This is a genomic window from Streptomyces sp. NPDC048504, assembly GCF_043200035.1.
Classification (GTDB): Bacteria; Actinomycetota; Actinomycetes; order Streptomycetales; family Streptomycetaceae; genus Streptomyces.
Window position 1 is genome coordinate 322168 of the sequence record NZ_JBICXA010000009.1, and the last position, 25446, is coordinate 347613.

The following is a 25446-nucleotide window of genomic DNA, read 5'->3' on the forward strand; positions in this document are numbered from 1 at the left end:
CCTTGCTGTAGAGGTCCTATCGTGTCCGAAATATCGAATGCTGCTCGCAACTTCGAACGGGACCGTAAAATCGAAGCGCTTGCGCGTCAATGGGTTGGACACAGTGCACAGTTCATTCGCGGGGGCGATTTCCGGACACAGCGGTCGTTCCCGGTCCCACAACGGCCACCGGATGACATGACGTTGGCAGTTGTGGGCGCGTAACCTCGGACCGGCTTGTGCAGCGGACGGCGGGAAGGGGGAGCGTACGACGTGGCGACGACCTTCCTCGGCGAGCTGTACACGTCCTTCGTGTGGGTCCCCACGGTGGTCCTCGGCGCCGCCCTCGCGCTGAAGCTGCCGGCGATCATCCGGATGTGGCGGGACCCGCTGCTGCGGGCGGTCGGCGGGCTGCTGCTATTCGCCTGCGCGCTGTTCGTGTCCGTGACGCCGTCGGTCATCGGCTGGACCAACCGGGTCACCGGAGTGCCCAACGTCGCGGCGCCGTGGGTGTATTCGCTGCTCACCGCGTTCAGCGGAGCCGGCTTACTGCTCATCGTGGCCTGGCGCAACGGGCTGTCCGACCGCTCGAACGCGACCCGGCGTGCCAGACGGTGGATCATCTCCGTCTACTCGGGCGTGATCGTGGCGCTGTGGATGCTGTTCGCCCTCGCCGACGTGCCCGTGGAGCGGGTCCGGGACCTGGACACGTACTACGCCGGCACGCCCTTCATGCGCGAGGAGATCCTGCTCTACCTGCTCGCGCACACCGTGGCCGCGCTGATCACCGTGCGGCTCATCTGGAACTGGGTCCGCGCGGACGCCCTGCACGGCTGGCTGCGCTGGGGACTGACGTTCCTGGGCGCCGGTTACGCGCTGAGCCTCGTCTTCGATCTCGCCAAACTCACGGCGGTGACGGCCCGTTGGACGGGACACGACCTCGACGCGCTCAGCACCGACGTCGCTCCGTGCGCGGCCTGCCTCGCCGCCGTCCTGATCGCCGTCGGTTTCATCCTGCCGCACACCGGCCAATTCCTGCACGGCCGCCTGCGCGTACGCCTCGCCCACCACCAACTCCGGCCGCTCTACGTCCTGATGCGCTCCGTCGACGGCGACGGCGTCCCCTTCCTGCTGTGCGCGGCGCCCGAACTGCGCCTGATCCGGCGGGAGACGTACATCCGCGACGTCCTCCTGACCCTCGCCCGCCACCTCGACGAGGACCTCCGCACCCGCGCCCACCGCGCCGCCCTCCGCCTCGGCTGCACCCCGGCCCGCGCGAAGGCCCTCGCGGCGGCGGTGGCGATCCTGGACGCCGTCGACTCCGGCCACGACAACCCCAGCGGCCATCCCGACACCGCCGACCTCCTCCAGGAGATCGGGCCCGTCTCCCGCGCCCTGCGCCACCGCGACGCGATCGACGCGGTGCGGGCGGCGGTGCGCGGCGGAAAAACCGGGGGCGGCGCGCCAGAGCCGGCTGGTGCCGTTCAGGCCAATTCCGCGGCTCGGGCCAACTCCGGGACGGAACCGGCGAGTTCGACGGACCCCGGCCGCCGTACTCCCCCCGTCCATCCCGCGGAGGCGCCCCGCTTCCTGCTGCCGCGGCGACGGTGAGGTGGCTGAGTCGGCGTATGTCCTGGCATATTGCAGCGGTGCGCACGAAGAAGGAGATGCGCCGGTTCGCCGGTGCCCTCATCGACCCCATGCGCGTCCCGGTCCCGGCCGACCCCGAGGCCCTGTTCGACGCGCTGGTCGACTCCGTCACGCGCTGGCGGGGACGTGAGGTCGTCGTCCGCCGCGAGGTGTTCCCGCCGCACACCGCCAGCGGACTGTGGCTGGAGGGCGACACCTACGACGTCATCGTCATCGACAAGCGGGCCGCCGCCTGGCACCAGATCGTGATCTTCTGCCACGAGGTGTGGCACATGCACCAGCGGACCGAGCGGCCCGCCCCCGCGCCGACCGCAGACGGCAGCCCCCGGCCCGTCGCCGCCCGAACCGACTTCAGCCTCGCCGACGAGCAAGAGGCGGACAGGTTCGGCATGTTGATGAGCGGCAGGCTGCGGCCCTGGCTGGAGGCGGCGGCCACGGCGAACCCCGCGCACGACCCCGCCGTGGCGGACGACAGCTCACAGCAGGGTGTCGCCGGGCGGATCGGCGCCGCCCTCAACTACCGCGGGACCAGAAAATGAGCAGCCTGATCGACTACCTCAGCTGCGGCCTGCTGTGGCTGGGCGTGCTGGTGAAGACCCCGGACCTGATACGCCACTGGCACGACCCCTACCTCCGGGTCATCTGCGTGTTCCTCGGCCTGGCCGGGGCCTGCTTCCTCCTCGGCGCGCCGCCCACCGTCGGCGCGGTCAACCACCTCAGCGGCATCCCGAACCTCGCCGCGCCGCTGACCTACGCGTCGGTCACCGCGTACGGCGCCTCCTCGCAGGTCCTGATCGTCTACTGGCGGGGCGGACCGCACGTCCACCGCACCGCCCGCCGCTGGATCGTGGCGTACGCCTTCATCCTCATCGGCATCGCCGTGACGTTCGCGCTGGGCCGCACCCCCGTGGAGCGCCGCACCGACCTGGACACCTACTACGCGACCACGCCGTTCATCGCCGAGATGATCGTGCTGTACCTGGCAGGGCACCTCGCCGCCGTCAGTGTCACCGCGGTGTCGGCGCTGCGCTGGGCGCGCCAGGTGCACGGCTGGCTCCGCGCGGGCCTGATCACGCTGGGCGTCGGCTCGCTGTGCGGCGCCGGGTACAGCCTGACCAAGTTCGCGGCGGTCATCGCCCGTTGGTGCGGCCGGGACTGGACGCGGCTCGGCACGACGGTCTCGCCGGTCGCCGCCGGACTGGGCGCGGTGCTGACCGTCGTAGGCGTCCTGATCCCGCTGACCGGCCCCCGGCTGACCCAGTGGCGGCAGGCCCGGCGGACGTACGCCGGTCTCGAACCGCTGGAGCACGAGCTGGCCGAACTCCTCACCCGCCGCGCGCTACGGCTGCCCCGGCCGCGCTGGTCCTCCCCCGCGACCCGGCTGGTGTGGCGGCAGACGAGCATCCACAACGCGCTCGGCCACCTGGACGCGTTCTTCGACCGGGCCCTGTACGAAAGGACGTTGGAGGCAGCGGCACGCACCACCGGCGACCCGGAGCAGGCCGAGGCGACGGCGTGGGCGGCGGTCGTGGCGGCGGCCGTGGCCGAGGAGCGGAGGCACGACGTCGAGGAACACGACGACAGCCCGCACGTCACGGCCGCCGACGAACCGGGCCGGCTCCCCGACCGCGCCCCCGGCACCGCCCTCCTCGTGCCCATCGCGGACGCGCTGACCCGCTCCCCGCTCGTCGCCCGGGTCCGCACCGGCACGACGGAAGGGAGCACCCGGGCATGAGCCTCATGGTGTACCTCGCCGCCGCCGTCTTCGGGCTGTCCTGCACCGTGCTGCTGCGCCGCCCCTGGCGGATCCCGCGCGACCCGCTGACCGTGTCCACCTGCGCGGCGATCGTCCTCGGCTCGCTGGCCCTGGTCTGCTCGGCACCGCTGACCCTGCGCGCGGTCAACCGCCTCACCGGCGTCCCCAACTTCGGCGCCCCGCTGACCTACGGCATGCTCTCCGCGTACAGCTGCTCCCTGCTCGTCCTGCTGATCCACTGGCGGGGCGGTTCCCCCGCCCGGATCCGCCGCATGGTCCTGCGCAGCATGGCCGCCTACGGCGCGCTGATCGTGACCATCGCCGTGCTGTTCACGCTGGCCGACCCGAGCGCCGAGCGGCTCACCGACCTCGACACGTACTACGCCGACACGCCGTACATGCGCGAGATGATCGTGCTCTACCTGCTCGGACACAGCGCGGCCACCCTCGCGCTGTGCACCGTGTGCGTCACCTGGGCCCGCGAGGTGACCGGCCTGCTCAGGACCGGCCTGCAGCTGATCCTCCTCGGCACCCTGCTGGACGTGGTCGGCTTCCAGCTCGTCAAGTACACGGCGCTGGTGGCCCGTTGGACCGGCCACGACCTCGACTTCCTCTCCACCGGCGTCGCCCCGCCGATGGCTTCCTTGGCCGCCCTGACCTGTTCGGCCGGCTTCGCCCTTCCGCGGCTCCTGCCCATGGCCCGAGCCCACTGGCGCGACCTCAACGACCTGCGCGGACTGGGCCCGTTGTGGTCGGAGGTCCGCTTCGCGTCCATCGCCCCGAAGCCCCCCAGCGCCCTGCGCCAGCTCCCCCGCATGCGCCTCCACTGGCGCGAAGTCTCCATCCACGACGGCCTGTTGGCCCTCACCCCCTACTTCGACGACCACCTCCGCGAACGCACCCGCCACGCCGCCCTCCACGACGGCCACTCCGCCCACGAGGCCCGAGTGACCGCCGAAGCGGCCATGGTCGCCGACGCCGCCCGCCGAGCCGCCGCCCAAGAACAACCCTTCAACACCCCGAGCACGTACCGCCTTTACGCCACGGAAGTCTCCGACACGGGCGGCTTGGTAGAACTGGCAAGGGCACTCGCCCGCTCCCGCCTGACGGCAACACCGGCGGAAAGCAAAACGCTGGAGGCCTTGGAAAGTTCAGGGGACTGAAGGTTCTTTTGCTTTTAGGGGCGCGGGGAACTGCGCGACCAGCCCCCACCGCCCCGCAGCCAAAATAGAACCCTCATCACCCGGCAAAAGCAGGCTGCGCCACTCCCTTCCCGGCCCCCGGCACAACCAACAGCGACCCAGCCACCGGATGCGGCGACGCAAGCCCCACCCGAGCGGTCGTAACGTACAAGTCACTCAAATCCGCACCCCCGAACGCACACGCAGTGACCAGCGAGGCCGGCAAAGAAACAACCCGCTCCAACTCCCCGTCCGGCGTATACCTCCGCACCGCACCCCCACCCCACAACGCCACCCACACACACCCGTCCGCATCAACGGTGAGCCCATCAGGAAACCCCGCGCCGACCTCAACTTCCGCGAACCGCCGCCGCTTCGACACCCGCCCGTCCGCGTACTCGAACACGTCGATCCGACGAGTAGGCGAGTCGATGTAGTACATCAACCGTCCATCAGGACTCCACCCCGTCCCGTTGCTCACGGCCACGTCATCGAGGATCAGCCGCACAGAACCGTCCCCGGCAACCCGCGACAACGTGCCCCCACAAGCCGCCTCGTCGTACCGCATCGTGCCCACCCACAACGCCCCGTCAGGCGCCACGGCCGCGTCATTGGCCCGCCGCCCGGCAACGGGCTCCCGATGCAACCACCGGAACTCCCCGTCGGGATCGACAAGCCCGACCCCGTCCCGCAGATTGAGAACGAGCCCCCCACCGACACGGGGCTTCGCGGCCCCCACATGCTGCTCGGTCACCCGAACCGTACGCACGCCGGACACAGGGTCGTACGTATGCACCCGGGACCCAAGGATGTCGATCCAGATCAACCGCCCGGCCTCCGCATCCCACGTAGGCCCTTCCCCCAGCGTCGCCTCGGCCCGTACAGCCACCTCGTACGTCATCCCACGCTCCGATGCCCGAGCCGCTCCGACAGTTCAGCCGCACCCTTCGCGGCAAGCTGCTCCAACTCGACCCGCCGCTCGTCGCTCCACCGGATCATGGGAACGGAAATGGAAAGAGCGGCGACGACCTGCCCCGTACGGTCCCGGACCGGCGCCGCGACACACGACACATCCGGATTCGACTCACGGCTCTCGACAGCGACCCCGCGCGACCGGATCTCGGCGAGAGCCTCCCGCAGAGCGGCCGGCTCGACAATGCTGTTCGGCGTCATCGCGACCAACGACACATCCCCGGGGATGCGCGCGGTCAGCTCCGGCTCGGGCAGCGAGGCGAGCAGCATCTTGCCCACGGACGTGCAGTGCGCGGGCAGCCGACGCCCCGCCGCCGACACCATCCGCACCGCGTGCGTGGAGTCGACCTTGGCGATGTAGATGACGTCGGTGCCTTCGAGGATCGCGACGTGCACGGTCTCGTCGCAGGTCTCGGCGACGGACCGGGCGACCTGCTGCCCCTCGGCGGCGAGGTCGAGCTGCTCGGCGTATCGGCTCCCGAGCTGGTACGGACGGACTCCCAGCCGGTAACGTCCCGGCTGTCCGGGCACGGGCACGATGTACGACCGGGCCGCGAGGGTGGTGACCAGTTCGTGCACGGTCGTGCGCGGCAGTTGCAGCTTGCGCACGATGTCGGGGGCGGAGAGCGTCCCGTCCCCGTCGAGGAAGAGCTCAAGAATATCGAGAGCCCGGGTCACGGCAGGTACGAGTCGTCCCACAACCGGCCCCCTTCTAGGTGTCTGCGAGTGGCTGTATGGGGTGTCGCACCGACCGTCGTGTTCGAAATTTCAACTGACGATCGGCATGACGAACACAGGCTAGCCATAGAGGGTTGCACGGGCAATGGTCGCGTGACCATGTGACTACCGAGCGGCCCTGGGATCGCCCAGTTCACCACGCAACCGCTGGGCGCGCAGCACGAGTTCGAGCTCGAACCGGCGGTCCGGGTGGTCGATCTCGTCACCCCACAGTTCGCGGATCTGCCGCAGGCGGTACCGCACGGTCTGCGGATGCACGCCGAGCCGCGCGGCCACCTCCGGCGCCCCGCCCCGCGTCTCCAGCCACGCCAGCAGGGTCTCGGCGAGCCGCCGCCGATGCGTCGGCCCGGAGTGCGCGAGCGGCGCGAGACACCGCAGCGCGAGATCGTCGATCAGCTCCTCCGGCTGCAGCAGCACCAACGCCTCGGTGTGCTCGGTGCAGTACAGAACACCCCCGCCCGGCAACAGCCCCCGCTCCATCAGCCCTACGGCCGCCTGGGCCCAGCGCGCCGACTTCACCGCGTCGGCCAGCGGCACCGGCGGCCCGATCGCCCCGGCCCAGCCGGTCAGCGCCCGGTGCAGCAGTTCGGGCCGCCCGGCGGCATCCGGCTCGGGCACGACCATGCGCGGCTGGTCGTACTCCATGTCGAGCAGGACCTCCTGCCCTACGGCGGGGGCGACGGCCTCGCGGGCCGGGCGCAGCAGGACGCCCACGGCGACCTTGTCGGGGAGCGGCCAGCCGATGCGGGCGGCGCGTTCGGCGAGGGCCTCGGTCGGGTCGCCCCGGTGATGCTCGGCGAGGAGGAGTTCCATGAGCCGCCGCTGGAGCCGCAGCCGCTCCCCCGCCTGCCGCGCGGCGGCCTCGGCATACCCGCGCACGGACTGGTCGACCAGCCCGTCCAGATACTCGTAGCCCGCGTCGACGAGCGCGTACATCGCGGGCGGCGGAATCTCGACCCGCTGCCCGATCTCGGCCAGCCGCCGCCAGGCGAGCCGCACGCCCATCCGGTAGATCGCCTGGAGCGAGTCGAGACTGCGGCCGTGCAGGCCCTCGCCGCGCCCGAACTCCTGGAAGACGCCCGGCGGTACGGTCGGGCGGCCCTCGGCGGTCTCCAGGTGCTGGACGAACACCTCGATGGCGCGACGGATGCCGACCAGAGCCATCGGCTCACCCGAGTCGTCTAGAACCAGGGGAAGTTGGGGATGCTCGCGGCGGATCTCCCGCAGGATCTCCTCGGCGAGCGCGGGCGCCTCGGCCATGGCGATCGCCGCGAACTCCCGTACCTGGAGCCGCGGTACGTCGTGCCACGCCGAACGCGCCGTCACGGTCGCCGGACGTGCCGACACGGGGTCAACTCCCCTGGCCCGCTTGCTCGTACGTGACCAAGGGCGTGTTCGGCTGAGCCGGTCTCGCGTCCAGCAGCGCGACGACACCGAGCGCGGCGCCCACGGCGAGGGCGGCGGCCAGGACCATGGTGAGTGCGGCGGCGAGCAGTCTGGGCATCGCGGGATCAGCCTCTCTGTCCTGAGGTCCGTGCGCCCTGCCCCTGCCCGTCGGCCCAGTGTCGGCAGACATTGACACTCCGTCAAGGGCCCTCTACGGTTCCCGGCCCAAGAGCGGCCCGAACTCCGTCACCAACTTTCACTGGAGTGTCCGGATGCGCCGTACGACCTCTCCATTTTCCTTGATCCTGCTGGGACTTGGCACGTTTCTGCTGGTCCTGGCGCCGCTGCTGGCGTGGTACGTCGAACCGCGGGCCGCCGTGACCCCGATCGACATCGACACGACCGCCGTCTACCGGGGCACCGGAAGCTACTTCGACACCGGCGAGCTGCGGACCGTGGACGACCAGCGGATCACCGTCACCCAGCAGGTGCGCGGCGATGTCGCGGACAGCGAGAAGAGCGGGGACGCGGTCTGGGACGTCACCACGACCGTCGACACCGACAAGTCCCTGCCGGCCGCCGATCCGCACGACGCCCTGGAGTTCTTCCCCAACCGCTGGGTCACGGACCGTAAGACCAACAAGCCCGTGCACTGCTGCCACGAGAACCCGTACTTCGAGGGCGACGCCTACCTGAAGTTCCCCTTCGACGTGCGGAAACAGCCGTACCAGTGGTGGGACAACTCCCTCGGCGCGACGGTGACTCTGCGTTACGCGGGGACCAAGAAGGTGCAGGGCTACTCGGGTTACGTCTTCAAGGGCACGGTCCCGCCCACGAAGATCGGCACCCGGCTGGTCCCCGGCAGCCTCGTCGACCAGCCCGCCTCCCCCCAGATCCTGGCCGAGGAGTGGTACTCCAACCACGGCATCGAGCTGATCGTCGACCAGCGCACCGGCCGGGTGATCTACGCCCGGACCGGCCCCCGCCGCACCCTGCGCGCTCCCGGTCACGCCTACGACGCGGTCCTCCTCCTGGACGCCGACAAGCTCGCGTTCACCACGGCCACCCAGAAGGAACAGGTGAAACTGGCGAAGCGGGAGAGCGGCCAACTGCGCCTGGTGGGGCAGTCGTTGCCGATCGGTGCCGCTGTGGCCGGATTCGTCCTCGCCATGGCGGGCGGCGTTTTGGTGCTACGCGGCCGCAGGCGCCCGGAATCCCCCGCTTCACCCGAGTATCCACCCACGATGTGACGTGACGTCAGTTCTAATAACCCCGGAAATTGTCATGCGGGTGAGTAGCCGTCAGGAACGCCGGGGCGAAAACTGTCCACCCCACCCCGGCACAGCCCACCCACAGAACTCCGCACCGCGCCCCGCCCCGACCCGCACCGACCCCGGGGAGTTCCACCAGAGTTCCGCGCCCGATCTGCCCGATTTCCACACCCTGATCCACCAACGTTCCGCACCCTGAGACGAGTTGGAGCACCCATGCCCCAGCACGTGCCCTACACTCCCCCGCCCTCGGATGTGCTCGGGCGGGGGGACCCCCACCGCGCCCCGTTTTCCCCGGGCGTGCAGCACGCCCAGGCGCCGGTGCCGCAACCGCGCCGGATCGTCTTCCTCGCCCACCGGGACCTCGGCAATGTCCAGGCCGGCGGCTCCGAACTCCTCGTGGACAGACTCGCCGACGGCCTGACCCGACTCGGCCACCAGGTCACCCTGTTGTGCGGTGGGCCTGCTGCCTACCGCGACTACCGGGTCGTCTCGGCGGGTGGCGCCTACGGCCACTTCCTGCGCGCCCGCAGCGCTTTCACCCAGCAGATCGGTGACTGCGACCTGTTGGTCGAGGTGTGCAACGGGATGCCGTACTTCGCGCCCGTGTGGCATCGCGGACCGACCCTGTGCCTGGTCAACCATGTCCACACGGATCTGTGGAAGATGCGGTTCGGCGGGCCGATGGCGCCGGCCGCACGGATCGGGCGAAGACTTGAGCACTGGGCGCTGACCGGGGCGCAGCATCGTGGGCTGCTGGTCGCGGTGTCTCCCTCGACCGCGGACGCGCTGCGCGGGATCGGGGTCGCGCGGGAGCGGATCCGGGTTGTCCATAACGGAGTCGAGGAACCGGGGCCCCGGGCCGAGCGTTCCGTCGAGCCGCTTTTCGTGGCTGTGGGGCGGTTGGTCGAGTACAAGCGGATCGATCTGTTGCTGCGGTTGTGGGAGCGGGTACGTCCCGTTGTCGGCGGGCGGCTTCTGATCGTCGGGGACGGGCCTGAGCGGGAGCGGCTTGAGCAACTCGCCGGGCCTGGGGTGGAGTTCACCGGGCATGTCTCCGAGGCCCGGAAACACGAACTGCTGTGTGCGGCCTGGCTGTTGCTGCACCCTTCCGCACTGGAGGGGTGGGGCTTGGTGGTGACTGAGGCTGCGGCTCGGGAGACTCCGGCGATCGCGTTCGACGTGCCTGGGCTGCGGGACTCGGTCGTGGACGGGGAGACGGGTGTGCTGGCTCGCGGGGAGTCCTCGTTCGCGGCGGCGTGGTGTGCGTTGGCCTTGTCCGGGGAGCGGCGTGAGGTGATGGGCCGGGCTGCGCGTGATCTGGCGGGGCGTTATCGCTGGGATCGGACGGTCAGACAGTTTCGTTTGGTGGCCGCTGAGGCGGTGAAGGGCTGGGGGTCGTGAGTTGGCTGCGGGTGCGTGGGGGCTGGTCGCGCCCCGCGGCGGAGCCGCATATCGATACAGCCCCGCGCCCCTTCAAAACTCGCCGGGATTGGAAAGATCCCTCTCTCCAGCGCTCCCTTGCCCTGTTTCGCGCCTTTCTGCATGAACAAGACGACCCGGAATTCTGCTACTCCCTCCTTGCCCGTGATGCTGCCGATCAAGTCGAGGCCTACTACGGGCCCGTCGTCGGTCGTACCGTCGTGGATGTCGGCGGGGGCAGCGGGTATTTCACCGAGGAGTTTCGGCGGCGCGGGGCTCACGCCTACCTTTTCGAGCCTGACGTACGGGAGTTGGGACAGAAGCCGCCCGACGGGACAGTCATCGCGGACGGGTATCTGCTGCCCCTGTCCGGCGGGATCGCAGATGTCACCTTCTCCTCCAACGTCCTTGAGCACGTGGCCGATCCGGAGACGTTTCTCAGTGAGTTGGCTCGGGTGACCCGGCCCGGTGGGCTGATCTATGTGTCGTTCACCAACTGGCTGTCCCCGTGGGGCGGTCACGAGTGGGCGCCCTGGCACTACCTCGGTGCCGAACGAGCCCGCGCCCGCTACCGGCGCCGTACCGGAAAGCCGGCCAAGCACACTCTCGGCGAGAACCTGTTCGCCGTGCACATCGGCGCCACCCTGCGGCAGGTCCGTGCGCGTGACGACGTCATGGTCGTCGCGGCGCGTTCCCGCTACTGGCCCTTCCTCGACCGAGCCATCGTAAAAGCGCCCGGGATAAGGGAGTTGGCCACCTGGAACCTCCTCCTCATCCTCCGGCGGTGTCCACCATGACGGCGACCACGGTCCAGGCTCCGCCCCCGGCGGCCGACCCCACCATCACGACCGTCGCGGGTCCCCCGGAGGGGCCGAGGTCATGGCGCTGGCTGCTGGGGTTCTGGGCCGTGGTGTTCGTGCTGTTCCTCGCCGTGCATCCGGGGCGGCAGACCTTCGACACCAAGCTCGGCGTCACCGTGGACCCGGGTCAATTCCTGTCCGACCTGGGGCAGTTGTGGCACGACCGGGGTTCGTTCGGCGGTATCCAGGACCAGTACGCGGGCTATCTCTGGCCGATGCTCCCGTTCTACTGGCTCGCCCACGCCGTGCGGTTGCCGGTGTGGCTCGCGGAACGGCTGTGGCTGTCGCTCGTCGTGTCGGTCGCCTTCTGGGGCGCGCTGCGCCTGGCCGAACGGCTGCGCGTGGGCAGTCCCGCGTCCCGGCTGCTCGCCGCCGTGACGTACGCGCTGTGGCCGGTGTTCACGATCGTCGTGGGGTCCACCTCGGCCGCCGCCCTCCCCGGGGCCTTTCTCCCCTGGGTCCTGCTGCCGCTGACCAACGAGCGCTACACGGCCCGCATCGCGGCCCTGCGCTCGGCGTTGATCGTCCCGTTCATGGGCGGCGTCAACGCGGCCGCGACGCTCGCCTCGCTCCTCCCCGTCGGCCTGTATCTGCTCTCCCGGCCACCCGGACCACGGCAGCGCAAGCTGCTCGCCTGGTGGGTGCCGGGGGTGATCCTGGCGACGGCGTGGTGGTGGATTCCGCTGCTCATGCTCGGGGTCTACGGGGAGAACTTCCTTCCCTACGTGGAGACTTCGCAGACCACGACCGACACCATGTCGGCGACGGAGGGCCTGCGCGGAGCCGGTGACTGGGTCGCCTATCTGCACCTCGGGGAGGCCTGGATACCGGCCGGCTGGACGGTCGCGTCCTCGGTGATCGTCATCGTCTGTTCGGCCCTCGCGGCAGGGCTGGGTCTCGCCGGGCTGGCCAGACGGGACATGCCGGAGCGGCGCTGGCTGGTGCTGATCGCGGTGTCGGTCGCGCTGATCCTGTTCGCCGGGTACGGCGGCTCGTTCGGCGCGCCGTTCCACGGGCTGGTGCAGGACTGGCTGAACGGCCCGCTCGTCCCCTTCCGCAACATCTACAAGTTCCAGGCGGGCCTGGCCCTCGCGCTCGTCCTGGGCCTGGCCCACCTGGTGGGCGTGGCCGCCGAGACACGCGGGGCCCGCCCGGTGCCGGGCCGCCGACTCGCTCCGCTGATCGCGGCGATCCTCGTGCTCCCCGGGCTGGCGTGGCCGTATCTCAACGGGTCGATCCTGAACCCGGGTTCGTTCCAGCAGCTCCCCAAGTACTGGCAGTCCACGGCGGACTGGCTGCACAAGTACTCCCCCGACTCCCGCGCCCTGGTCGTCCCGGCGACCGCGCACGGCATCTACACCTGGGGCTCCCCCATCGACGAGCCCCTGGACGTCCTCGCCGACTCCCGCTGGGCGGAACGCGATTACGTCCCGATGGGCACCCCCGGCAACCGCCGGGCGATGGACGCGGTGGAACAGGCGCTGGCCAGCGGCGGCGAAGTCCCGGGCCTGGCCGACTACTTGAGCCGAGCGGGCATCTACTACGTCGTCGTACGCAACGACCTGGACCCCGACCAGATCGGCTACGTCCCGACCACCACGGTCAAACGCACCCTTGAGCAGTCCGGCTACCAACGGGTGACGGGCCTCGGCCCGGTCATGACCGGCGGCCGCATCGCCAATGACACCCCGCTCCAAGTCGAGGGCCTCTACCCGCGCCAACGGGCGGTGGAGATCTACGAACCGACGAGCAAGGACGTGATCCGCCCCGGCCAGGCAGGCCTGACGCCGGTGTCCGACACGGCGGTGGTCTCCGGCGGCCCGGAGTCCCTCCTCCCCCTCGCCACCGAACTCCGGGGCAGGGCAACGGTGTTGACGGGCGACAACCACCCGGGCCTTGGCTCACCCACGCTCCAGGTGGTGGGCGACGGACTGCGCCGCGCCGACACCCGGTTCGGCCTGGTCGACGCCAACACGTCGTACACATACACCCCCGACGAACGCAACGCGCCCGACGCGGTCCAGGACGCCGGCAAGAAACCGAAACAGATCCTGCCGACGAAGGGAATCGCCCACCAGACGGTGGCGCAGCTGCGCGGCGCCCGCTCGGTGACGGCGTCCTCCAGCGGCAACTGGCTGTTCTCCCTGCCCCAGTTCGACCCGGTGAACGCCTTCGACGGCAACCCGGACACCGCGTGGGCGGAGGGCTCTGCGGGCTCGGCGAACGGGCAGTGGCTGCGCATCGGCTTCGCGGGCGGGTCGTACGACATGCCGGGTTCGTTCAAGGTCACCCCGCTCCCGCAGGAGAGCGTGCGGGCGGCGGCGACGGAGGTGAGGGTGGAGACGGCGCAGGGTTCGGCGACCAGCTACCTCCAGCCGAACGGCATGACGCAGACCATCAAGGCACCCGCAGGCACGACGAGTTGGATGAAGCTGACGATCGTCGACTCGGTCGCCCGCCACACCGGCCTGACCGGCGCGGGCTTCTCCGAGATCGCCCTGCCTCACGTCCAGGTCACCCGGCTCCTCAAGCTCCCCACCGACGCGAACACGACCGACGCCTCCGCCGAGATCGTCTCCCTGCACCGCACGGCCGACCCGACGGGCCTCTCCCCGACAGGCACGGAGGCGGGCCTGCACCGCACGTTCTCGACGTCCACGGCGGGAACGTACGAGATGAAGGCGACCGCGGTGGCAACGCCCGGCGAGGAGTTGGACAAGCTCCTCTACGAAGTGGCCCCCGCCCAACAGCACCGCATCACGGCAACAGCGGACTCCACAGCCGCACTTGGCACGGGCCTCTCCGCCCGCAACCTCACGGACGGCGACCTGACGACGGGCTGGATAGCGGGCGACCGCCCGACGATCCACCTCAGCTGGACCGGCAAACAGGCAGTCGGCGAAGTGGTGTTGGCCCCCGCGGGCGGCCTGTCGACGCGCCCGACCGAGGTGGACATCACGTCACCGGACGGTTCGACGATCGCGGGCGTGGACGAGAACGGCGTAACCCGCTTCGACCCGATCACCACGGACAGCCTGACCATCACGATCACGAAAACGGCCCCTCTGACCCTCCACAACCCGATAGCCGACGACAACCTCCAACTACCGGTGGGCCTGACCGAGGCCTACATCCCGGCCCTTGACCAGTACCGCACCCCCCAGCCGGACCCGTCCCTCCCCTTCACCCTGCCCTGTGGAAAGGGCCCGGTGGTGGCGGTGGACGGCGAGCTGTACCCGACCAGCGTGAAGGGAACGGTAGGCGACCTGACGGCACGGCGAGAGGTGGAGGTGACGCTCTGTCAGCAGGGGCGGACTGACGCCGGGTTGGAGCTGACGTCGGGCACACACCGGGTGGAGGCAGGCGACGCAGGCCCGCTGACCCTCACGGACGTGACGCTGACCCGGGGAACGGTCACCGAACCCACCGCCCAGACACGCGAGTTGACGATCAAGGACTGGCTGGGCGACCGCCGAGAGGTGACGGTCGGCTCGGGCACGGCCTCGTACCTCAGCACGTACGAGAACTACAACACGGGTTGGAAAGCCACCCTGAACGGCAAGGAGTTGACCCCACTCCGCCTGGACGGCTGGCAACAGGGCTGGCGCGTCCCGGCAGGAGCGGGCGGCACGATCAAGCTCACCTACGAACCGGCGACAGCCTACGAGGCCGGCCTCATAGGCAGCGGAGTCGCCCTGGCCGCCCTCCTGGCCCTGGTGATCTGGCGCCGACACGAACCGAGTTCCGACGAGGTGCAACCACCCCCACCCTTGCCCGGCCTGTGGCTCGGCACGGTGGCGCTGACGCTGGTCGGAGTGGTGATAGCGGGCTGGTTCGCCCTCCTGGTCCCGGCATTGGCCCTGCTCGCCTACCGCAGACACGCACTGCTGGTCCCGATCGCGTTCGTGGCACTGGCGGGGGCAGGCATCGCGGCGGCAACGGGCGCGGGCGAGCCAGTAGGCGCAGGCGAGGGAGCGTTCAGCCGCACGGCCCAACTCCTCGCACTGATCGGCTTGTTCGCGGCACTGGTAAGCGTCCGGGAGTGGAGCGCCCCGACAGGGGCGCGGGGCCGTGACATTGGCGGCTCGGAACCGGAGGCAGACAACGGCGCCCCTTCAGGGGCGCGGGGAACGGCGCGCTCAGCCCCCACCGGACCGGAGACCGGCAACGGCCCGACGCCCCACGGCGAAGACCCGCTAGGGGCGCGGGGAACTGCGCGACCAGCCCCCACCGGCCCGCACCAAAAGGACGACCCCCAATGACCACACTCGACCAACCTCCCCGCACCAACACCCCCACCCGCATCCCCTTCCCCACAGTCGACGAAATCGCCCGCCACTGCCACCAGTCCGCCGAACCGGAAACCGTCCACATAGAGGTCCACCTCCCGGGCCCCGTAAACGCGGAACGCCTCCGCACGGCATTCACCGAGGCCCTGCACCACCACCCCCGCATCCTCATGCGCGAGGCCCCCGGCCCCTGGTACCGCCGCCGCTACGAATGGGAGCTGACCGACACCCCCGACCTGGAGGTGGTCACCTTCCCGCCCCCCACCCGAGACGCCCTCAAACACGCCCGCACGCGCTCCCTCACCCACACCCCACCCCTCACCGCATCCCCACCCATCCGCCTCGAAGCAATCGAACTCCCCCACGGAACCGCCCTCGTCCTCACGGTCAACCACACCGCCCTGGACGGCCCCGCCTGCCTCCGCATCCTCGCCACCGCAGCGGAGCTGTACGGCGGCAAGGACAATTCCCCGACCGCCCCACCGACCCGCCCCCCGGACACCCCGGAACCCCCCACGGACACCCCCTCCGTATGGACCCCACCCGCCCGAGTCGCCCCCGGCACCCCCGCCCCGACCCCCGGCGGCAACGGCCTGCTCCTCACCGAACTCCCGGTCCCGCACCGCCCCAAGGGCTCCCCGTACACGGTGAACGACCAACTCATGGTCACCACGGCCCTGATGATCGCCCACTGGAACCGCGAACACGGCGCACACCCCCGCCCGCTGCGCATCACGATGCCCGTGGACGACCGCCCCCGCGGCACGGACATGCCCATCGGCAACGGCACGAGACTCGTCGAAGTCACCTTCGCCCCGGACGAGTTGACCACCGCCCCCGACCATCGCATGGCCGGACTGCTCCACCGCACGGCAACCAGGACCCGCGCCCTCAAGGCCCTCCCCCGCCCCCAACTGGGCCACGGAGCAACCCTGTTGACGGCCCCGGTCGTCCCCGTCGCCTGGCGAGCCACCCTCACCCGAGGCCTGCGCCGGGCAGCCGCCCCCTGGACCTCGACCACCCTCCTCAGCAACATCGGCCGCATCCCCTACACCCTGGACTTCGGCGACCCGGCGGGCCGCGCGCACGCGGTCTGGTTCTCCGCCCCCGCCCGCATGCCCCGCGGCCTCACCGTGACGACGGCGTCCACCGCGGGAAAACTGCACGTTGCCCTGCGCTGGTCCCGCACCCTCCTCGGCCCCGGCGACGGAGCCCACCTCCGCGACCTGTTCGAGCACTACCTGCACACGACGGAGGAGCACCCGACATGACGACCACCACTCCCCCGAACCAGGTGCGCCCCGACCTCCGCGACTTCTACGAGAACCCCGCCGTCCCCGTCGCCTCCGGCCCCTCCCGCACGCTCCGCCAGGCCCGCATCCTCGCCACCGCGCTGGGCCCGGCCACCGAGAACCCCCGCACTATCCTCGACATCGGCTGCGGCGACGCGACGGCCGCCGCCACCGCCGCACCCCTCCTCACCGGCCACCGCGTCATCGGCGTCGACTGGTCCCAGGACGCCCTGACCCGCGCTCGTACCCACCTCCCGTACACGGTCCGAGGCGAACTCACCGCACTGCCGCTCCGCACAGACGCCGCCGACGCCGTCCTGTTCAGCGAGGTCATCGAGCATCTCGTCGACCCGGACACCGCGCTCGCCGAGATCCGCCGCGTGCTGCGCCCGGGAGGCCATCTCATGCTGTCCACCCCGAACTTGGCCGCCTGGTACAACCGCGCCCTGCTGCTCGCCGGCGTCCAGCCCGTGTTCTCAGAGGTGAGCCTGCGCGCGATCCACGGCCGCCCGGGCAAGGAGGTCGTAGGGCATCTGCGGCTCTACACCCCGCGTGCGTTACGGGAGTTCGTGTCGGCGGCCGGCTTCGAGGTCGTAGGGCTCAAGGGCGCGCCCTTCCACGGCGTACCGCGACCGCTCCGCCCCCTCGACCGACTGGCCTGTGCCAGACCGCAGTTGGCGTCGATCCTGCTGCTGCACGCGCGGAAGACGTAGGGGGCGCGGCCGTGTGGTGGGGAGTGGCGGCGGCCCTGTTGGCGAACGTGCTGTACAGCACCGGCTTCGTCCTGGAGAAACGGGCGCTCGCGGCCCTGCCCGAGGTGACGGTCCGTCAACCGGCAAGGCTCCTGCGGCTGGTGCTGGGCAGCCCGTTGTGGATCGGCGGTTCCCTCGCGCTGGCCTCCGGGTTCGGCGCGCAGCTCGCCGTGTACCGGACGCTGCCGATCGCCGCCGCGCAGGGCATCTTCGTGTCCGGCCTGGTGCTGCTCGTGCTGCTGTCCGCCCGCATGCTCGGCGAGGAGACCAGCGGCCGCGAACGGTACGCGCTCGGCGCGATCCTCGTCGCCCTGCTGATGGTCGTGCTGTCCCTCAAGGAAGGCTCGGACCACGTCAGCCGCAACGCGCCCTACCCGTTGATCCTGTTGGTCTGCGTGCCCTCGCTCGCCGCCGGCGTCTGGCTGTACCGGTCCACCGAGCGCAGCGCCGGCCACCGCCACCGGCTGCCCACCACGGGCGTCGAATACGGCGTGGCGGTGGGCCTGTTGTACGGGGTCAGCTCGCTCGCCATCAAGGGCGTGTCGAGCTACCTGACGACAAGTGACCTGGGAGGGGCGGTAGTCGGTCTGCTCCGGTCCCCGTACCCCTACCTCCTCCTCTTCACCGGCGCGTTCGGCCTGGTCATGTCCCAGGCGGCGCTGCAGCGTTGCCGGGCCTCGCTGATCGTGCCGGTGTGCACGACGGTGACCAGTCTGTTCACGGCGGTGCTCGGCACGCTCGCGTTCGGCGAGGCCCTGCCGCACGACCCGCTGCGGCTGGCCCTGCGGATCGGGGGCACCCTCCTGGCGGTCACCGTGCTGCTGACCATGCCGAAGCACGACGACGCGCCTCAACCACCGGTCGAGGCCAAGGAGTTGACACCCCCATGAATCCGGACGACCCCCTGCTGAAGATCCTGGCCTGCCCGCTCGACAAGGGCCCGCTGCACCTGCTCCCCACGGACGCGCTCTACAACCCGCGCCTACGCCGCCGTTACCCCATCGTCGACGGCATCCCGCAACTGCTGCCCTCGTCCGGGGAGCAAGTGACCGACGACGCCGAGCACTTGGAACTCCTCAAACGGATGGCCCCATGACCCCCACAAGCCCTGGGAAGCCCGCTCCCCGCACCCTCACCGCCCGCCTCGCGCCCCTCCTCCCCACCCGCCTGGTCGCCGCCACCGCCCGCGCCGTCTACCCCCGCTTCGAGCCCGAACTGGCCCGTCTGGCCGACCTGTTGCCGCCCGACTGCGGCACGGCGGTCGACGTGGGCGGCTGGTACGGCCCCTGGACGCACCGGCTCTGGAGACACGCGCGCGAGGTGGTGACCGTGGAACCCGTTCCGCACCTGGCACGGCTCCTCGCCGCTGCCGCCCCCGCGCACGCCCGGGTGGTCCCGGCCGCCGCCTCCGACCGTCCCGGCACGGCCCGTCTGTGGCTGCCGCCGGGCGACGAGGGCGACCGGGGGGTGTCGTCGCTGGTCCGCCGGGACATCCACGCCCGCGCCGTGCACGTCCAGTGCGTCACGCTCGACGGGCTGGGGCTGCGGGAGGTCGGATTCATCAAGATCGACGTCGACGGCAGCGAACTAGCCGTCCTGCACGGCGCGACCGGCCTCCTGACCCGCGACCGCCCCGCGCTCTTCGTCGAACTGGAGTCCCGTATCCAGCCGATCGCCCCGGTGGTGAGCTATCTGTCGCTGCTCGGCTACGAGGGCTGGGTCCTCCCGGACAGGGACAGGGACTGGGTCCGGCTCGCGGCCTTCCCCCTGGAGGAGCACCAGGCCCGGACCTCGTACGTCGTCTCCCAGGGGCTGCTGCGCCGGGTCCTGCCCTTCGCGCGCGGGCCCCGTTACGTCAACTCGGTGCTCTTCCTCGCCGACGGCCGCACCCCCGGTGCCAGGCCCGATGTCAGTGCCGTGCGCGACGATGGATCGCATGCCCGAGACGAAACGCCCCGCGAGCCCCTTCGGCCCCCTCGACTTCCAACTGGTCCTGCTGCGCCGCATGGCGGACCACAACCCGGACCTGGTCGAGAACGCCCGTCATGAGCTGGGCGTCTCGATCGCCGACATGCGCGAGGCCAACAAGCGCTGGCAGGCGATGCTGCACTCCCCGCGCGGCCGGGCCGCCGCCTCCCGGTACCGCTCGATCCTCGGCACCCCCGAGTCGACCACGAAGCGCAGGATCGGCGACCTCGACTGCGAGGCCTGGCAGTGGCCGGTCCCCCTCTGGCCCGACCTCCGCTTCGAGGTGCTCACCGCGCCGAACGGCGCCGTGTGGAACGAATGGCTGGTCCGCGCCCCCGGCGCCACACCCCCGCCCCTCCACACCCTCGACGACCTGACCCCCTGGTCCTGCACGGTCGACGAGGCGGCCCGCGCCTTCGCCCCCGCCCGCCCCCTGGAGGGCACGGCCCCCACCCGCTGGGGCCTCGCCTTCACCGCCCCGGACGCGCAGGGCGTACGCCGCCAGTGCGCGGCCGAGTTCACCTGGGGCCTCCTCCAGCGAACGGCGGTCAACGACTGACGATCAGCGACTGGCGGCCGCCCCGAGAACCGCCTCGACCACCGCGGCCAGCGAGGACTCCGGATGCAGATCGAGAAAGAGGTTCGGCTCGACGAGTTCCAGCTCCATCACACACGGCTGTCCGTCCGGCCCGTCCACGAGGTCCACGCGCGCGTACAGCAGCTCCGGTGCGTCCGGTACGGCGGCCAACGCCCGCTCGGCGACGGAGAGTTCGGCCTCGGTCGCGGTCCACGGCTCCAGGTCGGGGTGGGACACCTTGTCGTCGTCGTACGCCGTCCCGCGCGCCAGCACGGCCCCCTTCCGCGAAGCGTGCACGAACCGCCCGCCGAAGAACAGCAGCGCCCGCTCCCCGCTGACGTCCACGTTCGTCAGATACGGCTGCACCATCGCGGTCAGCCCCTCCGCATGCATGCGCTCCAGCTGTCGTACGGCGGTCTCGTGCTGGTCGGGCGTGTAGCGGGCGGCGAAGCGGGCGCCCGCGCCGGAGGTCGGCTTGACGACGTACTCGTGGTCGTCGGGGAGGTCGGCCGGGTCGCCGGGGGCGAGATAGCGGGTCGGCACGACGGGCACGCCGGCCGCCGCGAGGTCGCCGAGGTACCGCTTGTCGGTGTTCCACCGCACGACCCGCACCGGGTTCGCGAGCCGCGTCGCCTTCGCGGTCCGCTCGGCCCACGCCATGAACTCGGCCGGGCGCCAGCTGTAGTCCCAGGTGGAGCGGATGAGCACGAGGTCGTACGCTCCCCAGTCGGCCCCGGCGTCGTCCCACGGCAGCCCGACCGCCTCGGCCCCGGCCGCCCGCAACGCCTCCACCAGCACCGGGAGGTCACGGTCCTTGCTGGGCTTGGCTCCGGGGTCGTAGGTGGCGAGCGCGATTCGGGGCACGGAGCCTCCATCGTCGTACGGACTGCGGACAGATCCGCAGGTTAACCGGCCGCCCCGCAACCGCGGCAACCGGATTGACCTTCCCCTTTGGTGAAGCCCCAGCATCGGTGACGGAACCGAGAAGAGGTCGAGGCGCACATGGGCGGTACGGGGAACATGCTGACGATCGGGGCCTTCGCGCGGGCGTGCAGGCTGTCGCCGAAGGCGTTGCGGCTGTACGACGAGCTGGAGCTGCTGCGGCCGGCGCGGGTGGATCCCGACAGCGGATACCGGTACTACGCGGTGGCACAGCTGGAGCGGGCGCGGCTGGTCGCGTGGCTGCGGCGGCTGGGCATGCCGCTGGCCGGGATCCGTGCGGTGTGTGCTCTCGAACCGGCCGCCGCCGCCCGCGAGATCCGTGCCTTCTGGGCCCGGGTCGAGGCGGAGACGGCGGTGCGGCGGGATCTCGCCGGGTTCCTCGTCGACCATCTCGCGGCCGCCACGGCCGCACCGGGAAAGGACACCACCATGCTGGAACTGCGTTACGCCGCCCACTCGGACCGCGGCCTGGTCCGTCCCTCCAACCAGGACACCGCGTACGCGGGCACGCGGCTGCTCGCGGTCGCCGACGGGTTCGGCCCGGCGGGCGCGCCCGCGAGCGGCGCGGCGGTGGAGGCGCTGCGTTTCCTGGACACGGAAGAAGTGCCGGCGGGCAATGTGCTCAACCTCCTGGAGGAGGCGGTACGGGGCGCCACCGACGCGGTCCGTGACGTGGCCGATCCCGCCGAGAACGGCACGACCCTGACCGCGCTGCTGTGGACGGGCTCGAAGCTGGCGCTCGTGCACATCGGGGACTCGCGCGCGTATCTGCTGCGCGACGGCGGGCTGTTCCGGATCACGCACGACCACTCGGTCGTCCAGTCACTGATCGACGAGGGCCGGCTGACGCCGGAGGAGGCCGGCTCCCACCCCCAACGCGCCATGCTGCTCAAGGCGTTGACGAACGGCACCCCCGATCTGAAGCTCCACGACACCCACCGCGGGGACCGCTACCTCCTGTGCTCGGACGGCCTGACCGCGGTCGTCCCGGAGCACCGGATCCGCGAACTCCTCACCGCGAGCCCGGAACCGGAGGAGGCGGTACGGTCCCTGGTCGACGCGGCGAACGAGGCCGGGGGTCCGGACAACGTCAGCTGTGTGGTGGCGGACGTGGTGTAGGAACGGGGGTGTCCCCGGCACCTGGGGACCGTTGCCCCGACGGCTAAGGAGTGCGCCGCGTGTCCACCCTCTTCCCGGCCCTGACCAACCCGGGCGAGCAGCCCGCTCTCCGGTTCGGTGACCGGTCCCTGACGTACGCGGAGCTGGGCGCGGCGGCGGACGCCCTCGCGGCCCGGTGCGCGGGCACCGGCCGGGTCGCCGTCTGGGCCACCCCCTCGCTGGAGACGGCCGTCGCCGTGATCGCCGTACTGCGGGCGGGAGTCGCGGCCGTCCCCCTCAACCCGAAGTCGGGCGAGAAGGAACTCGGCCACATCCTGGCGGACAGCGCCCCGACGCTCGTGCTGGCGGCTCCGGGTGACGAACTTCCGCCTCCTCTACGGCACTTGGAGCGCGTCGACGTCGAGGTGCGGGCTGCCGGAGTGGACGGTCCCGACGTCTCGCCCGACGACGAGGATCCCGCCCTCGTCGTCTACACCTCCGGCACCACCGGCCCGCCCAAGGGCGCCGTCATCCCGCGCCGGGCGATCGCCTCCACCCTGGACGCCCTCGCGGACGCCTGGCAGTGGACCGGCGACGACGTCCTCGTGCACGGGCTGCCGCTGTTCCATGTGCACGGGCTGGTGCTGGGCATCCTGGGCCCGCTGCGGCGCGGCGGCTCGGTGCGGCACCTCGGCAGGTTCAGCACGGAGGGCGTGGCACGGGAGTTGAACGACGGCGCGACGATGCTGTTCGGCGTGCCGACGATGTACCACCGCATCGCCGAGACCCTCCCCGACGACCCCGGACTCGCCAAGTCCCTCGGCCGCGCACGCCTGTTGGTCTCCGGCTCGGCCGCGCTCCCGGTCCACGACCACGAACGCATCACGTCGGCGACCGGCCGCCGCGTGATCGAGCGCTACGGCATGACGGAGACCCTCATGAACACGAGTGTCCGTGCGGACGGCGAGCCGCGCGCCGGGACGGTGGGAGTCCCGCTGCCCGGCGTGGAGTTGCGGCTCGTCGAGGAGGACGGCACACCCCTCCCCTCCTACGACGGTGAGAGCGTCGGCGAGATCCAGGTGCGCGGCCCAAACCTCTTCACCGAGTACCTCAACCGGCCCGACGCGACCGCCGCCGCCTTCACCGCCGACGGCTGGTTCCGCACCGGCGACATGGCCGTGCGCGACCCCGACGGCTATGTCAGGATCGTCGGCCGCAAGGCCACCGACCTGATCAAGAGCGGGGGTTACAAGATCGGCGCGGGCGAGATCGAGAACGCGCTCCTCGAACACCCCGGGGTCCGCGAGGCCGCCGTCACCGGCGAACCGGACCCCGACCTGGGCGAGCGGGTCGTGGCCTGGATCGTGCCGACGGACCCCCAATCCCCGCCGGAACTAGCCGAGTTGGCCGACCATGTGGCGAGCCGCCTCGCCCCGCACAAGCGCCCGCGCGTCGTCCACCACATCTCCGCGCTGCCCCGCAACGACATGGGGAAGATCCTGAAGCGGGCCCTGACCCGTGACTGAACGCCTGACCGCGCGCGAGACCCTGGCCCTCGTCACGGACGACACCACCTTCACCGAACTCCCCTACCCCGCACGGGAGTCCAAGCCCGACGGCCCTCTCGCCTGGCAGGGCTACGACGCCTCGCGCGCCCGCGCCGCCGACCGCACGGGTGAGTCGGAGTCGGTGATCTGCGGCACGGCGACGGTGTCGGGCACCCAAGCGGTGCTGATCGCCTTCGAGTTCGGCTACCTCGGCGGTTCGCTGGGCGAACGCACCGGGGACCGTCTTGAGGCGGCGTACACGTACGCCCGTGAACACCGGTTGCCGGTCGTGCCGTTGGTCGCCACCGGGGGCAGCCGGATGCAGGAGGGCATGGTCGCCCTCACCCAACTCCAGCGCGTGGCACGCCAGTCGGCGCTCACCCGGGAGGCCGGGCTGCCCCAGATCGCGGTACTGCGCGACCCGACCACGGGCGGCGGCTGGGCCACGCTCGGCGCGGGCGCCGATGTGATCCTGGCCCTGCCCGGCGCCCAGGTCGGCTTCGCGGGCTCCCGCGTCCGACCCCCGGGCGCGGACCCGACGGCGTACACGGCGGAGGCCCAGGTGGCGGCGGGCGCGGCCGACGCGGTCGTAGAACCCGAGCAGTTGAAGGAAACCCTGGGGAGGTGGCTACGGCTGCTGACCACGCCGTGGGCGGGACAAGCGCCGGTGCCCGCGGCGCTGGACCGGTCAGCTCAGCACACGCCGACTGGCCCGCCGGCGACCGCGCGAGACGCGGTGCGGGACTCCGGACCGGCCCGGCACGCTGAAGCCGGCCTCCCGGGCACCGGACGGGACGGAGCGCAGGAATCCGGACCGGCCCGGCACGCCGAGCCCGGCCTCCCGGGCACCGGACGGGACGGAGCGCAAGACTCCGGACCGGCCCGCCACACCGAGCCCGGCCTCCCGCCGACCGCGCGAGACGCAGTGCAAGACTCCGGACCGGCCCGCCACACCGAGCCCGGCCTCCCGCCGACCGCGCGAGACGCAGTGCAAGACTCCGGACCGGCCCGCCACACCGAGGCCGATCTCCCGGGAACCGGGCGGAAAGCAGAGCAGCGCGACCGGTCGACTCAGCACACCCCGGCCGGCCCACCAGTGCCCGCGCGAGAGGTCGTGCAGCGTGTCGCGGCCGACTTCCCGGGCACCGGCTGGGAGGCCGTGCAGCGCGCCCGTTCCCCCCAACGCCCGCGCGCCGACCGCTACTTGGACAGCTACTTCACCCACCGGCTCGCGATCAGCGGTGACCGGTGCGGGGGCATCGACGCGGGCATGCTGTGTGGGTTCGGGGAGCGGGAGGGGCGGACGATCGCGTATGCCGCGCAGGCCGGGACGGCGACCCGGCCAGCCGGTTATCGCACCGCCGCCCGGCTGATCCGGCTCGCGGACCGGCTCGGTATCCCGGTGCTGACGCTGGTGGACACCCCGGGTGCGGCGAACGACGCCGAGGCGGAACGGCAGGGCGCGGGCGCGGCGATCGCCGACCTGTTCGGCGCGGTGGCCTCCGCCCGGACGCCGCTCACCACGTTGCTGATCGGCGAGGGCGGCTCCGGCGGTGCGCTGGCGCTGGCCGCGCCGGGCAACACCTGGGCCACACCGGACAGTTATTTCTCGGTGATCGCCCCGGAGCTGGCCGCCGCGATCCTGAAACGGCCACCGGAGGAGACGGAGTCGACGGCTGACCAACTCCACATCCGGCCGCAGGACTTGGCGGAGTTGGGCGTGATCCGGACGCGGCCGGTGTGAGCGACGGCGCCGTCTCCCCTCC

General features: G+C 71.4%; 22 protein-coding genes. 17 read left to right on the forward strand and 5 right to left on the reverse strand.

Annotation, left to right across the window (positions count from 1 at the left end):
- The first annotated feature begins 252 nt into the window (after positions 1–252).
- The 4 genes from ACGFY9_RS24145 to ACGFY9_RS24160 are packed head-to-tail and all read left to right on the forward strand — an operon-like array spanning position 253 to position 4548.
- The gene (locus ACGFY9_RS24145) at positions 253–1590 is read left to right on the forward strand and encodes a DUF6545 domain-containing protein (protein WP_393757232.1); all 1338 of its coding nucleotides are present in this window, start codon (positions 253–255) and stop codon (positions 1588–1590) included.
- A 38-nt stretch (positions 1591–1628) separates the two neighbouring features.
- A complete protein-coding gene (locus ACGFY9_RS24150; RefSeq protein WP_393757234.1) occupies positions 1629–2168 on the forward strand; it encodes a toxin in 540 nt (179 codons plus the stop codon).
- A complete protein-coding gene (locus tag ACGFY9_RS24155; protein ID WP_393757236.1) occupies positions 2165–3364 on the forward strand; it encodes an MAB_1171c family putative transporter in 1200 nt (399 codons plus the stop codon). Before ACGFY9_RS24150 ends, ACGFY9_RS24155 begins: the two co-directional genes overlap by 4 nt.
- Positions 3361–4548, forward strand: coding sequence for an MAB_1171c family putative transporter (locus ACGFY9_RS24160; protein ID WP_393757238.1), 1188 nt, complete (start codon positions 3361–3363; stop codon positions 4546–4548). The genes ACGFY9_RS24155 and ACGFY9_RS24160 overlap by 4 nt, the downstream gene beginning before the upstream one ends.
- Positions 4549–4624: 76 nt before the next feature.
- Here the strand turns inward: ACGFY9_RS24160 and ACGFY9_RS24165 are convergent, their stop codons facing one another.
- The 4 genes from ACGFY9_RS24165 to ACGFY9_RS24180 form a co-directional block, all read right to left on the reverse strand.
- On the reverse strand, positions 4625–5467 hold the full coding sequence (locus ACGFY9_RS24165; RefSeq protein ID WP_393757240.1) for an SMP-30/gluconolactonase/LRE family protein: 843 nt from the start codon (positions 5465–5467) through the stop codon (positions 4625–4627).
- Positions 5464–6237 carry an IclR family transcriptional regulator gene (locus tag ACGFY9_RS24170; protein ID WP_393757242.1) on the reverse strand — a complete coding sequence of 258 codons (774 nt, stop codon included), beginning with the start codon at positions 6235–6237 and terminating at the stop codon, positions 5464–5466. The genes ACGFY9_RS24165 and ACGFY9_RS24170 overlap by 4 nt, the downstream gene beginning before the upstream one ends.
- Before the next feature lie 144 nt (positions 6238–6381).
- Positions 6382–7623 carry a PucR family transcriptional regulator gene (locus ACGFY9_RS24175; protein WP_393757244.1) on the reverse strand — a complete coding sequence of 414 codons (1242 nt, stop codon included), beginning with the start codon at positions 7621–7623 and terminating at the stop codon, positions 6382–6384.
- 4 nt (positions 7624–7627) lie between these two features.
- A complete protein-coding gene (locus ACGFY9_RS24180; RefSeq protein WP_327404313.1) occupies positions 7628–7780 on the reverse strand; it encodes a hypothetical protein in 153 nt (50 codons plus the stop codon).
- Between the two features lie 154 nt (positions 7781–7934).
- On the opposite strand from ACGFY9_RS24180, the gene ACGFY9_RS24185 reads away from it, so the two are divergent.
- From ACGFY9_RS24185 to ACGFY9_RS24230, 10 genes are all read left to right on the forward strand, one after another.
- Positions 7935–8912, forward strand: coding sequence for a DUF3068 domain-containing protein (locus tag ACGFY9_RS24185; RefSeq protein WP_393757246.1), 978 nt, complete (start codon positions 7935–7937; stop codon positions 8910–8912).
- A gap of 237 nt (positions 8913–9149) precedes the next feature.
- Positions 9150–10337 (forward strand): glycosyltransferase family 4 protein, encoded by a 1188-nt coding sequence (locus tag ACGFY9_RS24190; protein ID WP_393757248.1) that lies wholly within the window; start codon positions 9150–9152, stop codon positions 10335–10337.
- A 50-nt stretch (positions 10338–10387) separates the two neighbouring features.
- The gene (locus ACGFY9_RS24195; RefSeq protein WP_393757425.1) at positions 10388–11152 is read left to right on the forward strand and encodes a class I SAM-dependent methyltransferase; all 765 of its coding nucleotides are present in this window, start codon (positions 10388–10390) and stop codon (positions 11150–11152) included.
- Positions 11149–15477, forward strand: coding sequence for an alpha-(1->3)-arabinofuranosyltransferase family protein (locus ACGFY9_RS24200; RefSeq protein ID WP_393757427.1), 4329 nt, complete (start codon positions 11149–11151; stop codon positions 15475–15477). The genes ACGFY9_RS24195 and ACGFY9_RS24200 overlap by 4 nt, the downstream gene beginning before the upstream one ends.
- Positions 15474–16775 (forward strand): condensation protein, encoded by a 1302-nt coding sequence (locus tag ACGFY9_RS24205; RefSeq protein WP_393757249.1) that lies wholly within the window; start codon positions 15474–15476, stop codon positions 16773–16775. The genes ACGFY9_RS24200 and ACGFY9_RS24205 overlap by 4 nt, the downstream gene beginning before the upstream one ends.
- A complete protein-coding gene (locus tag ACGFY9_RS24210; protein WP_393757251.1) occupies positions 16772–17509 on the forward strand; it encodes a methyltransferase domain-containing protein in 738 nt (245 codons plus the stop codon). The genes ACGFY9_RS24205 and ACGFY9_RS24210 overlap by 4 nt, the downstream gene beginning before the upstream one ends.
- 23 nt (positions 17510–17532) lie before the next feature.
- Entirely contained in the window at positions 17533–18438 is a 906-nt protein-coding gene (locus tag ACGFY9_RS24215; protein WP_393757429.1) for a hypothetical protein, read from the forward strand.
- A complete protein-coding gene (locus ACGFY9_RS24220; protein ID WP_019060261.1) occupies positions 18435–18644 on the forward strand; it encodes a Trm112 family protein in 210 nt (69 codons plus the stop codon). Before ACGFY9_RS24215 ends, ACGFY9_RS24220 begins: the two co-directional genes overlap by 4 nt.
- Complete coding sequence (locus ACGFY9_RS24225) at positions 18641–19597, forward strand: FkbM family methyltransferase (protein WP_393757253.1); 957 nt, start codon at positions 18641–18643, stop codon at positions 19595–19597. Before ACGFY9_RS24220 ends, ACGFY9_RS24225 begins: the two co-directional genes overlap by 4 nt.
- Entirely contained in the window at positions 19485–20075 is a 591-nt protein-coding gene (locus ACGFY9_RS24230) for a hypothetical protein (protein WP_393757255.1), read from the forward strand. Before ACGFY9_RS24225 ends, ACGFY9_RS24230 begins: the two co-directional genes overlap by 113 nt.
- A 3-nt stretch (positions 20076–20078) precedes the next feature.
- Here ACGFY9_RS24230 and ACGFY9_RS24235 read toward each other — a convergent pair whose 3' ends face one another.
- Positions 20079–20957, reverse strand: a complete 879-nt coding sequence (locus ACGFY9_RS24235; RefSeq protein WP_393757256.1) for a RimK family alpha-L-glutamate ligase — start codon at positions 20955–20957, stop codon at positions 20079–20081.
- Positions 20958–21113: 156 nt separating this feature from the next.
- Between ACGFY9_RS24235 and ACGFY9_RS24240 the strand changes: the two genes are divergently transcribed.
- Genes ACGFY9_RS24240 through ACGFY9_RS24250 form a run of 3 tightly spaced genes read left to right on the forward strand, consistent with a single transcriptional unit; the run spans position 21114 to position 25424 of the window.
- Complete coding sequence (locus ACGFY9_RS24240) at positions 21114–22154, forward strand: MerR family transcriptional regulator (protein ID WP_393757258.1); 1041 nt, start codon at positions 21114–21116, stop codon at positions 22152–22154.
- Between the two features lie 59 nt (positions 22155–22213).
- Positions 22214–23659: an acyl-CoA synthetase gene (locus ACGFY9_RS24245; RefSeq protein ID WP_393757260.1), complete on the forward strand. Its 1446-nt coding sequence runs from the start codon at positions 22214–22216 to the stop codon at positions 23657–23659.
- A complete protein-coding gene (locus ACGFY9_RS24250; protein ID WP_393757262.1) occupies positions 23652–25424 on the forward strand; it encodes a carboxyl transferase domain-containing protein in 1773 nt (590 codons plus the stop codon). The genes ACGFY9_RS24245 and ACGFY9_RS24250 overlap by 8 nt, the downstream gene beginning before the upstream one ends.
- Positions 25425–25446 lie beyond the last annotated feature (22 nt).

Coding starts and splice junctions, on each gene's coding strand:
- ACGFY9_RS24155 (WP_393757236.1), top strand. CDS start 2,165: ATGAGCAGCCTGATCGACTACCTCAGCTGCGGCCTGCTGTGGCTGGGC.
- ACGFY9_RS24160 (WP_393757238.1), top strand. CDS start 3,361: ATGAGCCTCATGGTGTACCTCGCCGCCGCCGTCTTCGGGCTGTCCTGC.
- ACGFY9_RS24165 (WP_393757240.1), bottom strand. CDS start 5,467: ATGACGTACGAGGTGGCTGTACGGGCCGAGGCGACGCTGGGGGAAGGG.
- ACGFY9_RS24180 (WP_327404313.1), bottom strand. CDS start 7,780: ATGCCCAGACTGCTCGCCGCCGCACTCACCATGGTCCTGGCCGCCGCC.
- ACGFY9_RS24185 (WP_393757246.1), top strand. CDS start 7,935: ATGCGCCGTACGACCTCTCCATTTTCCTTGATCCTGCTGGGACTTGGC.
- ACGFY9_RS24190 (WP_393757248.1), top strand. CDS start 9,150: ATGCCCCAGCACGTGCCCTACACTCCCCCGCCCTCGGATGTGCTCGGG.
- ACGFY9_RS24200 (WP_393757427.1), top strand. CDS start 11,149: ATGACGGCGACCACGGTCCAGGCTCCGCCCCCGGCGGCCGACCCCACC.
- ACGFY9_RS24205 (WP_393757249.1), top strand. CDS start 15,474: ATGACCACACTCGACCAACCTCCCCGCACCAACACCCCCACCCGCATC.
- ACGFY9_RS24210 (WP_393757251.1), top strand. CDS start 16,772: ATGACGACCACCACTCCCCCGAACCAGGTGCGCCCCGACCTCCGCGAC.
- ACGFY9_RS24220 (WP_019060261.1), top strand. CDS start 18,435: ATGAATCCGGACGACCCCCTGCTGAAGATCCTGGCCTGCCCGCTCGAC.
- ACGFY9_RS24225 (WP_393757253.1), top strand. CDS start 18,641: ATGACCCCCACAAGCCCTGGGAAGCCCGCTCCCCGCACCCTCACCGCC.
- ACGFY9_RS24230 (WP_393757255.1), top strand. CDS start 19,485: ATGCCCGAGACGAAACGCCCCGCGAGCCCCTTCGGCCCCCTCGACTTC.
- ACGFY9_RS24240 (WP_393757258.1), top strand. CDS start 21,114: ATGCTGACGATCGGGGCCTTCGCGCGGGCGTGCAGGCTGTCGCCGAAG.